Below are 13,554 nucleotides of genomic sequence, written 5' to 3'. Positions count from 1 at the left end.
GAGGGGGTTACCCCCTCGCGCTCCCATGACGTCTCCCGACGATTAGGCAGTGGCGCCCGATTGGTGCGCCCCGCCTCTCCACCAGCGTAACGAAAAGGCGCCGCAGGCAGTTATGCCCCGGCGCCTCTCTATCATTGAAAGCCTGCGGCGCTGCGACCTTAGCGCCTTGGCCGAACCCTTGGCGCAACGTAGACGTTAAAGGGAGCGCGAGGGCGATGGCCCTCGCATCTTATCCTTCAATCCTTCTTCAAAGCCGCCAAAGTCACCTTGGCGAAAATCCGCTCCAACGCCTCAAGGTCAGCCACCGCCACAGCTTCATCGCGCTTGTGCATCGTGGCGTTGCAGAGGCCGAACTCGATCACCGGGCACAGCGACTTCAGGAAGCGCGCATCCGATGTGCCCCCGCTGGTGGAGATTTCCGGTTCCACGCCGGTTTCGGCCTTGATCGCCTCCACCACCAGCGCCGAGAAATCCCCCGGCGGCGTCAGAAACGCCTCGCCAGAGATCACCGCGCGGGTGGTGGCGCCATGGCGAGCCGCAACTTCTGCCACCCAATCGGCCAGCGACTGGCCGGTGTGCAGATCGTTGAAACGGATCGAAACGCGGGCCGAAGCCTGCGGCGGGATCACATTGGTGGCCGGGTTGCCGCAAGCCACATCGGTGATTTCAAGGTTGGAGGCCTGAAACCAGTCGGTGCCCTCATCCAGCACATGGCCCTTCAGCTCGGCCAGCAGGGCGACCAGCTTGGTCAGCGGATTGTCGGCAAGGTGCGGATAGGCGACATGGCCCTGCACGCCATGGACCTCGATCCAGATGTTGACGCTGCCGCGACGGCCAACCTTGATCATATCGCCCAGACGGTTGACCGAAGTGGGCTCACCCACGAGGCACAGGTCGGGGCGCTCTCCGGCAGCGTTCATATGGTCGATCAGGGCCAGCGTGCCATAGGTGGCGGGGCCCTCCTCATCGCCGGTGATGATCAGGCTGACGGTGCCCGCCTCGGCCGGGACATGGTGCATCGCCGCCACGAAGGCCGCGATCGAACCCTTCATATCCACCGCGCCGCGCCCGTAGAGCAGCTCGCCACGGCGCTGGGGGGCGAAGGGGCCGCTGGTCCAGCCCTCACCCGGGGGGACGACATCGACATGGCCCGCATAGGAGAAATGGCGGCTGCCCTCGGGGCCCTTGCGGATGGCGAAGAGGTTCTCCACCGGGCCGTCGGGCGCGCTGCCTGCCACAAAGCGCTGCACATCGAAGCCGAGCGGGCGCAGAGCCTCTTCCAGACAGTCGAAGACCATGCCTGCGGCGGGGGTGACGCTGGGGCAGGCGATCAGCGCCTCGGCAAGGGCGACAACATCGGCGGATGTCTGGAGGGTATCGGTCATCCCAGTACCCTAGCAAAAGCGCCGCGTCCCCGGAAGGGGCGCGGCGCCATGCATCACCATTTGCGAGGCTTTTCAACCCGCAGGTGTAAGGGCCTGATCCAGCACCTTGGCCAGACGGAGCCCCGCCTGAAGGATGCGATCCCCGGCAACGGTGGCATCCTTGTCGAGGCTGGCATCGTCGATGGTGACTTCCTTGGGCGTGGTTTCGCCCGGCGCCACCACATGGCCGAAGGCCTGCGGATAGACCAGATCATGCGCCAGATTCCAGCTTTCCAGCGCCCAGTCAGCCACCTCGCCGGTGGCAACCTTCTCACGCTCGGCCACGGTGTAGGCGCGCACGGCGGGCAGGCGGCCTTCCTTCTGGGCACGCTCCACCACCACCGTGTCCCACACGCTGTGCAGGTTCGCGGGCTTCTTGCTGTTGTCCACCAGATGCGGCGGGTTGCCGGCCACCATATAGGAAGGCGCAGGAATGTTGGTGACCGTCACCGCATTGCCGCCCGCATCATGCTCATGCTCGGCGGCATGCAGCGGCTGATGCAGATCGCCGACGAAATGGGTAATGAAGATCAGCGCCTCCAGCCGCTGATGCGGCGGCAGGCTGCGATCCGCCAGAATGCGCCGGAACCGCTCGATCTGCGCCGTGACGCAATTGCCCGCATTGCAGGCCTCCTTCACGTCGAAGGGCTTGTCGATGTCGATGTCCTGATAGTGCCACGGGAAGGTGTAGGCCCAGCGCCAGCGGTTGGCGTTCAGGCAGTCCGGATAGACCGCCGCATCGCCGATAGTCTTCACCTTGCACTCGGGCGTGCCGAGCATCGCTTCCTGCTTGAGCAGAGTGTCGATCTGAGCGCGCACTTCGGGCTTCACATTGGCATAGGCGATGTTGCCCACGGTGCGATGACCCAGCTCGCCCCAAGCGAAAGCCGGTTGCGCGGTGAGCGCCAGCATGCCCGCCATCGCGGTGCCGACGATGGCCAGTCTACGGCGCAAGGTGGTGGAGATCATATGGGGCGGCCCTCGTTTGCGTGATTTGGAAGGCCGGGGTTCTAGCGCTGTGTTGTGACGGGAAAAAGAGGGATTGATAAAGAAGAGAAATGCGAGGGGGTTACCCCCTCGCGCTCCCATGACGTCTCCCGACGCACGGGTAGTGGCCCCCAACCGGCGCGCACCGCCTCTCCGCCTGCGCAACAAAAAGGCGCCGCAGGCAGTTATGCCTCGGCGCCTCTCTGTCGTTTAAAGCCTGCGGCGCTGCGACGTCAGCTCTATGGCCGAACCCGAAGCGCAGGGTAGACAGTAAAGGGAGCGCGAGGGCGATGGCCCTCGCATTCTCTTTTCAATCTTACAGCTCGGCATCTCCCAGAACCGCAGCCCGCAGCTCCGCGATGCCCAAACCGGTCTCCGAAGACGTCACTGTCACCTGCGGAAACGCTGCCGAATGCTTGCGCGCCTCGGCCACGGTCTTGGCGTAGACATCGGTCAGCTCGCTGGCCTTCACCTTGTCCGCCTTGGTCAGCACCAGACGATAGCCCACGGCCGAACCGTCGAGCATCTCCATCATCTCGCGATCGACATCCTTCACACCGTGACGGCTGTCGATCAGCACCAAACAGCGCTTCAACACCACGCGACCGCGCAGGAATTCACGCACCAGCTTGCGCCACTGCTCCACCACCTTGGGCGGGGCCTTGGCGAAGCCGTAGCCGGGCATATCGACCAGACGGAAATCGGGCAATTCGCCGACAACACCGCCCACCTCGAAGAAGTTCAGCTCCTGCGTGCGGCCCGGCGTCACCGAGGTGCGCGCCAGAGACTTGCGCCCGGTGATGGCGTTCAGCAGGCTGGACTTGCCGACGTTCGACCGCCCGGCAAAGGCCACCTCGGGCACCACCGGATCGGGCAGGAACTTCAGCGCCGGGGCGGACAGGAGGAAATCCACCCGCCCCGAAAACAGCCGCCGCGCGCGTTCGACCAGTTCTTCATCGACGCCGGGCGCCTGTTCTTGCGGTTGCTCGGTCACTTGCTGTCCTTGATGGCGCGGGCGACGGTGGCGCGCTCCTTCTCCACCATGGCGCGCATCCCGGGATGGCGCGAGTAGAGATACTTCTGCTGCGCCACGGTCAGGATGTTCGAGGTGATCCAGTAGATCAGCAGCCCCGAGGCGAAGGGCGCCATCACGAACATCATCATCCAGGGCATGATCGACATCATCTGCTGCTGCGCGGGATCGGGCGCGGCGGGCTGCAGCTTGAACTGGAACCACATCGAGATGCCATAGATCAGACCCAGCAGGCCCAGACCCAGGAACGAAGGCGGATCCCAGGGGATCAGGCCGAAGAGGTTGAAGATATGCAGCGGATCGGGAACCGAAAGATCCTTGATCCACAGCACGAAGGGCTGGTGACGCATGTCGATCGACACCATCAGCACCTTGTAGAGCGCGAAGAACACCGGGATCTGGAGGAACATCGGCAGGCAGCCCGCGAGCGGGTTCACCTTTTCCTCCTTGTAGAGCTTCATGGTTTCTTCCTGAAGCTTCTGGCGGTCGTCCTTATAGCGCTCCTGAAGGGCCTTCACCTTGGGCTGGATGGCGCGCATCGAGGCCATGGAGGCAAAGCCGCGCTGAGCCACCGGGAACATGATGAGGCGCACGATCAGCGTGAGCAGCATGATCGCCACGCCGAAGTTGCCGGTCAGGTGGAACAGCGTGCGCAGCAGCAGGAAGATCGGCTTTTCGAAGAACCAGAACCAGCCCCAGTCGATCGAATAGCTGAACTTGGTGACGCCCTCGGCTTCATACTTGTCGAGGACGGCGTTTTCCTTGGCACCGGCGATCAGACGCGTGGTGGTGCTGGAAGCCGTGCCCGGCGCGACGGTCTGCGCGGGATAGACGAGGTCGGCGCGGAACAGATCGTTGCCCAGCGCGCGGAAGTCGCTGGTGGCGCCCTGGCCGTTGGTGGGGGCCAGCACGCTCATCCAGTAGATGTCGGTGAAGCCCAGCCAGTCGGCGGTGCCTTCCAGATTCATCTGGCCGGCCTTGGTCACGTCCTCATACTTGGGCTGGAACTTCACGCTGCTGTCGAGCGAATCGAAGGGGCCCGAATGCAGGTTCCAGGTGCGCTGGCTGGCCGTGCGGCTGGTGCGGTTGATCAGCGCGAAAGGCTGGATCTTGAGCGGGGCGCCGCTGGCGTTGCTGACCTTCTGAGTCACCGTGATCATGTAATCGGTGTCGATCGCATAGGTCAGGTTGAAGGTCTGGCCGGTGGTGTTCGACCAGCTGAGCGTGACCGGCGTGGTCGGCGTCAGCTTGGCGCCCGCGGGGGCGGTCCACACGGTGTTGCCATCGGGAATGGCGATACCGGCGGGCGCGTTCACCCAGCCGACCTGCGCAAAATGCTGGGCGGGCGTACCGGCGGGCGAGTACAGACGCACCGGCTCGCTGTTCTTCTCGATGGTGGCCTTGTGGCGCGGCAGCGAGAGGTCATCGACCACGCCGCCCGCCAGATTGATCGAGCCGACCAGACCCGGCGCGGCGATCTGCACGCGCGGACGTGCCAGCTGGGCCTTCAGATCGACGGCTTCGGCCTGCTGCTCGATCGCATCGCCAAGGCCGCCTTCGCGGGTTGGCTTGGCTGCGGCAGGCGTCGGGCTGGCCGAGGCTTCGGGCTTGGACTTGTTCGCATTGGGGTAGAAGTAGCGAAGGGCGGTATCCCAGCCGAACAGCAGGATACCCACCAGCAACATCGCCAGCAACAAATTGCGCTGATTTTGCGGGGGCTGTTTACTCACGATGGCGCCTTCGAGCCTCTATCCGATCCGTGTTGAGAAACGGGGCCTAGGGCACAGGATCATAGCCATGCCCACCCCAAGGGTGGCAGCGCAATAGACGCTTAACCGCCAGCCATCCACCCTTAATCGCGCCATAACGCCGCAGGGCGATGATGGCATATTCGCTGCAGCTGGGCGCATACCGGCACGATGGCGGCAAAACGCGCGAGGGGCCAAGCTGCCAGCCCCGCGCGATCAGAATGAAGAGCCGCGCCAGCATGGATTACGCGCCCGCAGGCGCCGGGCCCTTGCCCCGCGTCCTGACTGGGGGCTTGCCTTTAGGGCCACCCTTGCGAGGCCCACGCGGCGGATCGCCCTTGCCAGCCCTCGCCCGTTCCAGAGCGACCAGCAGCTCGGCACGCATCGTGGCAAAATCGCGCTCCACCCCGCTCTCGCGACCGATCAGCACGTGATCGTGGCCCGCCAGACCGTGCGCAGGCAGCACCTCGCGCACCAGAGCGCGCAGGCGGCGCTTCATCCGGTTGCGCACCACGGCATTGCCGATCTTCTTGGTAACAGTGATGCCGAAACCCAGATCCGCGCCACCATTGGGCCGGACCTGCAGCACCACACCGCCCCGCGCCACGCGCAGGCCGCTGTTCGCCGCCAGAAAATCCGAGCGCTTCGTCAGCACCCGCAACCGCGGCGGCAAATCGGAAACCGGGACGCAAGAAACCGCGCCCCGAGGCATCTCACCCCCAGGCGCGGTCATGCTATCCGAGCCTTCGAAAGGCGTCAGATCAGGCCGACAGCTTCTTGCGGCCGCGCGCACGGCGGGCAGCGAGCACCTTGCGACCGCCAACAGTGGCAGTACGGGCGCGGAAACCATGGCGGCGGGCGCGGACAAGCCGGCTGGGCTGAAAAGTGCGCTTCATCGTAGTAACCCTTGCAAAATCTCGTCTGGCGCAGCGCAAGGCCACGCGTGAAGCGCGCCCATTATGGATTTGGCCGATTTGAGTCAAGGGATTCGGAAGGGCGTTAGGAAAGATAAGATGCGAGGGGGTTACCCCCTCGCGCTCCCATAACTGTCTTCGTCGCGCACAACCTATCGGTCTGGAGCGGGATCATAGCGCCGCAGGCTTTCAATTGCCAACACAGCCTATCATCCAAAGAGCCTGCCTGCGGCGCTTACCGTAGCGCTGGTGGAGAGCCGGGGCACATCATTTCGGCACCACCGCCCTCACGTCGGGAGACGTCATGGAAGCGCGAGGGGATAATCCCCTCGCATTTTCTTTTTCCCTTCTAAAACCCTCTCGACAGTTTCTTTCTGCTCTCCCAAGATCGGGATATCTTCTTTCCAATCCAAAGGCGTATCCACTTGGTCGCATTGGTTTCCACGGTCGCCTATCTTGGGTTGGAAGCGCGGACGGTGGAGGTTCAGTGCCAGATCACCGCAGGCCTGCCGGGCTTTCATCTGGTGGGCTTGGCCGACAAGGCGGTGAATGAAAGCCGCCAGAGGGTTCAGGCCGCTCTGGCCGCAATGGGGCTGGCAATGCCACCCAAGCGGATCACGGTGAATATGTCCCCCGCCGACCTGCCGAAGGAAGGATCACACTACGATCTGCCCATCGCGCTGGCCCTGCTGACGGCGATGGGCGTGACCGATGCAGAGCAATTGCAGGATTACATCGTCGTGGGCGAACTGGCGCTGGACGGGCGGATTGTGGGCTCGCCGGGCGTGCTGCTTGCAGCGCTGCATGCCAGCAGTGAAGAGAAGAGCCTGATATGCCCGGCCTCGCAGGGCTCGGAGGCGCGTTGGGCGAGCGGTATTCAGGTTGTGGCCGCGCCTGATCTGGTCGGCTTGATGGGGCATCTGAAAGGCTCCTCGGTCCTGCCCGTGGCGCCCTTGGCCGATGCAGTATCGCCACCGTCCGGCCCGGATCTGAAACAGGTCAAAGGTCAGGAAACCGCCCGCCGCGCTTTGGAAATCGCCGCAGCCGGTGGCCATAATCTTTTGATGGTCGGGCCGCCCGGCGCAGGCAAAAGCCTGCTGGCCAGTTGCCTGCCCGGTATTCTGCCGCCTCTCGACGCTACCGAGGCGCTGGAAGTCTCTATGGTCGCCTCGATGGCGGGCACCCTGGAAGGTGGGCGAATCGTTCGTACCCGCCCTTTCCGCACCCCGCATCACTCGGCCAGCATGGCGGCGATGACCGGCGGAGGCCTGCGCGCCCGGCCCGGCGAAGTATCATTGGCGCATCTGGGCGTACTCTTCCTCGACGAACTGCCCGAATTCCAGCGCAATGTCCTCGATTCGCTGCGCCAGCCGCTGGAGAGCGGAGAGGTCAGCGTGGCGCGGGCCAATGCGCATGTCACCTATCCGGCGCGGGTGCAGATGATCGCGGCGATGAACCCTTGCCGCTGCGGCAATCTGGGCGATGCCGCTCTGGGCTGCAGCCGGGCGCCGCGCTGCGGGTCCGATTACCAGAGCCGGGTCTCCGGACCTCTGCTGGATCGCATCGATCTGCATGTTCAGGTCGATGCCGTGCCCGCCGTCGATCTGGCCCGGGCGCCGGTGCAGGAAAGCAGCATCGTGGTCGCGAAAAGGGTGGCGGCAGCGCGGGAGGTGCAGCGCAAGCGCCTCTCGGCCCAGCCTGGCCTGCGCACCAATGCCGATCTGGCGGGCGATCTGCTGGAGGCCCATGCCAGCCCCGATGCGGAAGGCCAGACCCTGCTGATGCAAGCAGCGGAACGGCTGAAGCTGTCAGCGCGCGGCTATACGCGCGTACTGCGGGTGGCGCGCACCATTGCCGATCTGGCTCAGGCGCCTGCCATTACCCGCGGCCATATCGCCGAGGCGCTGTCCTACCGGCGGCAGGGGCCACTGGCCTAGGCCCGCAAACTCCGCACATCGAAACGGCGCAGGCCCGGATTGCGCGGCGACATCTTCTCCGAGGAAAACAGCCGCATCCCGCGATGCACCAGCGGGAACAGCCGGTCATACAGCGGCGAGCGCATCACCGCCCCCTTCACCCCCGCCGGCGCGGGCGCAGGCGTCGGCTCCTCGCGACGCACATCCCATTCATGGAGATAGTCGCTCTGCTGCACATCGTCCTGCCGGAAATCGCCGCCCGCACGCTGGGTCACCACCATGGCGTAAAGCTCGGTGGCGGAGCTGACATTCACCCGCTTGCCGTCCTGAGGCGGCAGCACCTCATACCAGCTCCAGCGGTCCACATAATCCGAGAGGAAGACCTTGGTGTCGCGATAGCCGTTCTTCTCGGCGTAAAGCGAGTAGAACAGCTCGGGCGAAAACTGCCAGAAACCGTGGCCGCAGTAATTGTTGGCGGGCAGGATATGGATAATCCGCCCGCCCGGCCTCACCAGCCGCGAGCAATTGTCCAACGCCTGATTGATGTTGAAGATATGCTCCAGCGTACCGGCATCGATCAGCGTGTCGAAACGCTCATGCAGCGCCGGATCGAGCGGCTGGCCCATATCCAGCACATGGGTGGCGGCCTCGTAATCGCAATTGTCGATCGAATCGACCTTGCTGGCACCGAAACGCCGCATCAGCAGGCTGTCGCAATAGGCGCTGGGCTGCTGGGCCGCCTCGCCGGGCATCAGCTGCTCCAGAGCGATCGGATTGACGTGCAACTCCTGCCTGCCGATGGTGACGGTCTCGCCGAAAGGCGCCTTTTCGGCGGCGTAGCGCAGGAAATTCAATCCGTGGAAATCGATGCCCATGGTGACCCGCCATCTGGAGAGGATATCCCTGTTCTGACCGGACAATCGGGCCGAGACAAGGATATTCCTTAAGGGATTTTACAGCAGCCTTTGTGCCGCGACAGGATCGGCATGGCGCGCCTCATGATCGAGCAGCCAGCGCTTGCGCTCCAGCCCTCCGGCATAGCCGGTGAGCGCGCCATTGCCGCCGATGATGCGATGGCAGGGCACGACGATGTTGATCGGATTGTTGTGATTGGCGCTGCCCACCGCGCGTGCGGCGGTGGGATGACCGATCCGCCGCGCCTGACCGCCATAGGTGGCCGGACTGCCCGCCGGAATCTCGCGCAGGGCTGCCCAGGCCTGATTCTGGAAGGTCGTGCCGCCCATCGCCACGGGCAGCGTATCGATGGCGGCGATCTCCCCGGCGAAATAGCGGGTGAGCGCCTGCTCCTGAGGCAAGGCACCCGGCACCAGCTCCGTCTCATGCCCCAGACGGCGGCGCAGCAGGCGATGCAGCCGCTCCTCACCATCGGCATATTCCAGAGCGCGGAGCGCGCCCTCCTCATCGGCGACCAGCAGCAGATCGCCCAGCGGAGAGGGCATGGTGTGGATCGTCAGCTTCACGGTTTCACGCGTTCGATCAGCGCCATGGCGGCCTGCGGATTGCTCACCTTATGGCCGCTGATGACATAGAGATAGACATCGCGCGGCGTAGCCTCGGGCTTGGGCCCGATCAGCGGCAGATCCTCCGGCACATCGCCCTGTGCCCAGCCGCGGGCACGATCCGCCCAGCCATCGAGCGCGGCCTCACTGTAGCCCAGCGCTTCGCCCTCCGTGGTGCCCATGATGCGGGCATAGACGAAAGGCGCGGTGGGGTCAGCGATCTGGGGGTATTCGGCATCGCCTGCCACCACCGGCGCCACGCCATAGGCGCTCAGCATGGCGATAAAATCGGGATGGCGGAAACTCTCATGCCGCACCTCCACCGCATGACGCAGTTGGCGGCCTTCATGCGAGGCGGGGAGCAGTTTGAGGAAAGCCTCGAAATCTTGCGCGTCGAACTTTTTGGTGGCCATGAACTGCCAGTTGATCGGGCCCAGCTTGTCTTTCAACTCCATCACGCCGCTGGTGAAGAAGCGCTCGATGCTCTGGCCTGCCTCGGCCAGCACCTTGCGGTTGGTGGCGAAACGCGGCGCCTTCAAGGAAAAGACGAAGTGCTCGGGCGTCTCATCATGCCATTTGGCGAAGCTCTCGGGCTTTTGCGAACCGTAATAGGTGCCGTTGACCTCAATGGAGGTCAGCTTGCTGCCCGCATGTTCCAGCTCGCGCTTCTGGGCGAGGCCAGCGGGATAAAACACACCCCGCCAAGGCTCATAGGTCCAGCCGCCGATGCCGATGCGGATCGTGCCCTGCTTGTCCTTGCCCATATGCCGATGCCTTTCCTGCTGCCGGTCCGCTTGCCTTATGCCGTGCCCGCGCCAGCAAGGCATCCTCTTTCATGCGGGCAATCTTCCGCATTGAATTGTCTTTTTATCGCGTTAGGGCTCCCTCCATGCGCTTGCTCCCCCCTCTTGCCGCACTGGCGGCCTGCCTCGCCCTTCCCCTCACCGCCAGCACGGCCCTTTCCCGCCCCGCGCCCCAGGCGGCGCGGCAGGAACGAGCGCCCGTCACCATCCTGATCTCCATCGACGGCTTCCGCGCCGATTACCTTGATCGCGGTGAAACCCCTGTGCTTTCGCGTCTGGCGGCAGGCGGCGTGCATGCGGCGATGCGGCCCTCCTTCCCCTCCAAGACCTTCCCCAACCACTGGGCGCTGGTGACAGGCCGCGTGCCCGATCACAATGGCATTGTCGGCAATTCCATGAAGGACCCGGCGCGCCCGGACGAAACCTTCACCATGGCCAACGACGATCCCTTCTGGTGGAACGAGGCCGCGCCCGTCTGGGAGCAAGCCGAAAAGGCCGGTGTGCGCAGCGCCACCGTCTTCTGGCCGGGATCGAATGTGGCCTGGGGCGGCACCAAGGGGGACCATAAGGTCTCCGGCGGTACGCGGCCCGAGGACTGGCTGCAGTTCAACCAGGCCGTCACCGCCACGCAGCGGGTGAACACCGTGCTGGACTGGATGCGCCGCCCCGCCGCGATCCGCCCGCGTTTTGTGACGCTCTATTTCGACACCGTCGATTCGGCGGGCCACGAGTATGGGCCCGATGCGCCCGAAACCAACACCGCCATCAAGGAGGTGGACCGCAACATCGGCGATCTGGTGGCGGGGCTCAAGGCGCTGGGTCAGCCGGTCAATCTGGTGATCGTGGCCGATCACGGCATGGCGGGCACAGCGCCGGATCGTGTCGTGTGGCTCAAGGACATCGCCGATCCTGCCGATTTCACCACGGTGGAAACCGGCACCTATGCCGCCATCTACCCCCAGCCCGGCCATGAGGCAGCGCTGGAGAAGGCTCTCGATCGCCAGCATGACCATCTGCAGTGCTGGGCCAAGGCGAAGATCCCGGCACGCTTCCGCTATGGATCGAACCCGCGCGTGGCGCCGTGGATCTGTCTGGCCGATGTGGGCTGGGTGGTCTTCGACAAGCCGCCACACAAGGTTGAAGGCGGCAATCATGGCTATGACAATGAAGCGCCCGAAATGGCCGCGCTGTTTGTCGCCAACGGTCCGGCATTTCGCGCGGCGGGCAAGCTGCCCTCCTTCGACAATGTGGATGTGGCGCCGCTGCTGCGCGATCTGCTGAAGCTGCCGCCCGCCAGCGATGCCGATGGCAACGACACGCCCTTCCGCACAGTGCTGAAGCGCTGAGAAAGAGGGGGGCCTGAACGCCCCCCTTACCCCATCGGCAGGGCCACAAACTTGGCCAGCAGCAGGATCAGCCCCAGCAGCAAGCCGACGGTCAGGCTCTTTTTGTCGGTGATGGCGAAAGCGACAGGGTCGCCATCCACCTCGCCGCGCCGCGCCATCATCCACACGCGGTTGAGCCAATAGAGCAGCGGCAAGGGCAGCAGCCACAGCAGCTGCGGGCTGGCATAGGTGCCCGCGCGGCCCCCGGCATGCCCCATATCCTCGGCGAACAGCGCCAGCACCAGCAGCGAGACCATCCCCGCCGCCACGCCATTCATCGCCACGATCATCTCGTCCGAGGGGGTGTAGCCGCGTCCGCTGAGCAGCTCATGCTCCTCACGCAGGCTGCCGCGCAGCTCGATATAGCGCTTGAGATAGCCCAGGCTGAGGAACAGAAACACCGAGAACAGCAGCAGCCAGAATGACACCGGCACATGGATCGCCGCCGCGCCCACCGCGATGCGCAGCGTGTAAAGGCAGGCCAGCGCCAGCACATCGGCGATCATCGCGGCCTTGAGGCGCAGGCTGTAGGTCACTGTCAGCGCGCAATAGGTGGCCAGCGCCGCAAAGGCAGGCCAGCCCAGCCAGAACAGCCCCGCGCCCAGCCCCGTCAGCGTGCCGACCAGCGCGACCACCACCGCCAAGGGGATCGAGAGATCGCCAGCGGCCAGCGGACGGCGGCGCTTCTTGGGGTGAATGCGGTCCGCGTCGATATCCAGCATGTCATTGACCAGATAGACGCTCGACGCGATCAGCGAGAGGCAGACAAAGCTGAGCAGCGCATGGCCGATCTGCGCGGGATGAGCCAGCTCTCCCGAGGTGGCCAGCGGCAGGAAGACCAGCACATTCTTGGCCCATTGATGCGGGCGCAGAGCGCGGGCCAGCGCGCGCACCGGGTTGGGCGCGGGGGCAAGGCGCTGCTGTTGAGGCACGCCGGTGTCCACGCCCACCGTATAGGCGATGCGTGAGGCCTGCCAGATCGGGCGGTCGGCGGGGGAATCGCCGATATAGTCGAAAGGCCCGCCGACATGGGCCTGAATGGCGGCCAGCTTGGTGCGGCCCTTGAGATTGCGGCGATAGCTGCTGGCCAGCACGGCATCGAAGGGCCCGGCCAGTGCCGCCACGCGCTTTGCCACGCGCCAATGCGCCGCTGTCGCCAGAATGACCGGGCGGCCTTCCTGTCGCGCCAGGGCGATCTGCGCCATCACCGGCTCGCGCAGCGCCAGCGTCGAAGGCCTGTGCGCCAGCCGTCGCGCCAGCCATGCCTTGGTGGGCGCCGGGCCGCGCAGCAGCAGCGCCAGCAGGGTGAACCACGCCCTCACCCCCAGACCGATCACCTTGACCAGCCCCTCCAGCGCCATATCGCCGCGCACCAGTGTCTGGTCGAGATCGACCACCAGCGGGACCTGCTCCTCCGGCTGAGGCAGCGGCTGGGCCGAAGCGCTCACGCCACGCTCCGCGCGACGCAGACGCAGCCCACCGCGATCAGCGCCGTGCCGAGCAGGCGCATGGCGCTCAGGCTTTCGCCCAGCACCAGCACGCCGAATGCCATGGTCAGCACAAAGCCGATGCCCACGAAAGGATAGGCCGCGCTGAGCGGCAGGCGCGAGAGCACATAGAGCCAGACAAAAGCCCCCAGCCCATACAGCGCAAAGCCGCCGATGATCTGCGGCGATGTGGCATAGGCCATCCCCGCCGACAGCGCGCTGCCCTGCTTCACCCTGGCCACGCCCATCTTGAGCAGCAGCTGAGCAACAGCGGAGAGCGACACGCTCAGCAGGATCAGAAGAAGGGATTGCAGACGCATAAGGGACTCCGGCAGAG

The 13,554-nt window shown here is 65.0% G+C and carries 14 protein-coding genes; 2 read left to right on the top strand and 12 right to left on the bottom strand.

What is annotated here, in order from left to right; genetic code table 11:
- Positions 1-236: 236 nt before the first annotated feature.
- From dapE to rpmH, 7 genes are all read right to left on the bottom strand, one after another.
- Positions 237-1,385 carry a succinyl-diaminopimelate desuccinylase gene (dapE, locus tag HGK27_RS00935; RefSeq protein WP_206237985.1) on the bottom strand — a complete coding sequence of 383 codons (1,149 nt, stop codon included), beginning with the start codon at positions 1,383-1,385 and terminating at the stop codon, positions 237-239.
- 72 nt (positions 1,386-1,457) lie between these two features.
- On the bottom strand, positions 1,458-2,393 hold the full coding sequence (locus HGK27_RS00930; RefSeq protein WP_206237983.1) for a S1/P1 nuclease: 936 nt from the start codon (positions 2,391-2,393) through the stop codon (positions 1,458-1,460).
- Between the two features lie 334 nt (positions 2,394-2,727).
- Positions 2,728-3,405, bottom strand: coding sequence for a ribosome biogenesis GTP-binding protein YihA/YsxC (gene yihA / locus HGK27_RS00925; RefSeq protein WP_206237982.1), 678 nt, complete (start codon positions 3,403-3,405; stop codon positions 2,728-2,730).
- Positions 3,402-5,174 carry a membrane protein insertase YidC gene (gene yidC, locus HGK27_RS00920; RefSeq protein WP_274617144.1) on the bottom strand — a complete coding sequence of 591 codons (1,773 nt, stop codon included), beginning with the start codon at positions 5,172-5,174 and terminating at the stop codon, positions 3,402-3,404. Before yidC ends, yihA begins: the two co-directional genes overlap by 4 nt.
- 46 nt (positions 5,175-5,220) lie before the next feature.
- On the bottom strand, positions 5,221-5,433 hold the full coding sequence (gene yidD / locus HGK27_RS00915; protein ID WP_084456030.1) for a membrane protein insertion efficiency factor YidD: 213 nt from the start codon (positions 5,431-5,433) through the stop codon (positions 5,221-5,223).
- 3 nt (positions 5,434-5,436) lie between these two features.
- Positions 5,437-5,904, bottom strand: a complete 468-nt coding sequence (rnpA, locus tag HGK27_RS00910; protein WP_206242659.1) for a ribonuclease P protein component — start codon at positions 5,902-5,904, stop codon at positions 5,437-5,439.
- Positions 5,905-5,953: 49 nt separating this feature from the next.
- Positions 5,954-6,088, bottom strand: a complete 135-nt coding sequence (gene rpmH, locus HGK27_RS00905; RefSeq protein ID WP_011444236.1) for a 50S ribosomal protein L34 — start codon at positions 6,086-6,088, stop codon at positions 5,954-5,956.
- A 443-nt stretch (positions 6,089-6,531) separates the two neighbouring features.
- On the opposite strand from rpmH, the gene HGK27_RS00900 reads away from it, so the two are divergent.
- Positions 6,532-8,043 carry a YifB family Mg chelatase-like AAA ATPase gene (locus HGK27_RS00900; protein ID WP_206237980.1) on the top strand — a complete coding sequence of 504 codons (1,512 nt, stop codon included), beginning with the start codon at positions 6,532-6,534 and terminating at the stop codon, positions 8,041-8,043.
- On the opposite strand, the gene HGK27_RS00895 is transcribed toward HGK27_RS00900, so the two are convergent.
- The 3 genes from HGK27_RS00895 to HGK27_RS00885 all read right to left on the bottom strand — a co-directional run bounded on the left by HGK27_RS00895 (position 8,040) and on the right by HGK27_RS00885 (position 10,306).
- Entirely contained in the window at positions 8,040-8,897 is an 858-nt protein-coding gene (locus tag HGK27_RS00895; protein ID WP_206237978.1) for a methyltransferase domain-containing protein, read from the bottom strand. The genes HGK27_RS00900 and HGK27_RS00895 overlap by 4 nt on opposite strands.
- Before the next feature lie 78 nt (positions 8,898-8,975).
- Positions 8,976-9,503, bottom strand: a complete 528-nt coding sequence (locus tag HGK27_RS00890; RefSeq protein ID WP_241126763.1) for a methylated-DNA--[protein]-cysteine S-methyltransferase — start codon at positions 9,501-9,503, stop codon at positions 8,976-8,978.
- Positions 9,500-10,306 carry a DUF72 domain-containing protein gene (locus HGK27_RS00885; protein ID WP_206237976.1) on the bottom strand — a complete coding sequence of 269 codons (807 nt, stop codon included), beginning with the start codon at positions 10,304-10,306 and terminating at the stop codon, positions 9,500-9,502. The genes HGK27_RS00890 and HGK27_RS00885 overlap by 4 nt, the downstream gene beginning before the upstream one ends.
- 125 nt (positions 10,307-10,431) lie before the next feature.
- Between HGK27_RS00885 and HGK27_RS00880 the strand changes: the two genes are divergently transcribed.
- Positions 10,432-11,691, top strand: a complete 1,260-nt coding sequence (locus HGK27_RS00880; RefSeq protein WP_206237974.1) for an alkaline phosphatase family protein — start codon at positions 10,432-10,434, stop codon at positions 11,689-11,691.
- A gap of 26 nt (positions 11,692-11,717) precedes the next feature.
- Here the strand turns inward: HGK27_RS00880 and HGK27_RS00875 are convergent, their stop codons facing one another.
- On the bottom strand, positions 11,718-13,178 hold the full coding sequence (locus HGK27_RS00875) for a UbiA family prenyltransferase (RefSeq protein WP_206237972.1): 1,461 nt from the start codon (positions 13,176-13,178) through the stop codon (positions 11,718-11,720).
- Positions 13,175-13,537: a DMT family transporter gene (locus tag HGK27_RS00870; RefSeq protein ID WP_206237970.1), complete on the bottom strand. Its 363-nt coding sequence runs from the start codon at positions 13,535-13,537 to the stop codon at positions 13,175-13,177. Before HGK27_RS00870 ends, HGK27_RS00875 begins: the two co-directional genes overlap by 4 nt.
- Positions 13,538-13,554: the final 17 nt, after the last annotated feature.

This window comes from Novosphingobium terrae (genome assembly GCF_017163935.1).
GTDB lineage: Bacteria > Pseudomonadota > Alphaproteobacteria > Sphingomonadales > Sphingomonadaceae > Novosphingobium > Novosphingobium terrae.
The sequence above is the reverse complement of the archived record's forward strand: the minus strand, read 5'-3'. Positions and strand labels throughout refer to the sequence as shown.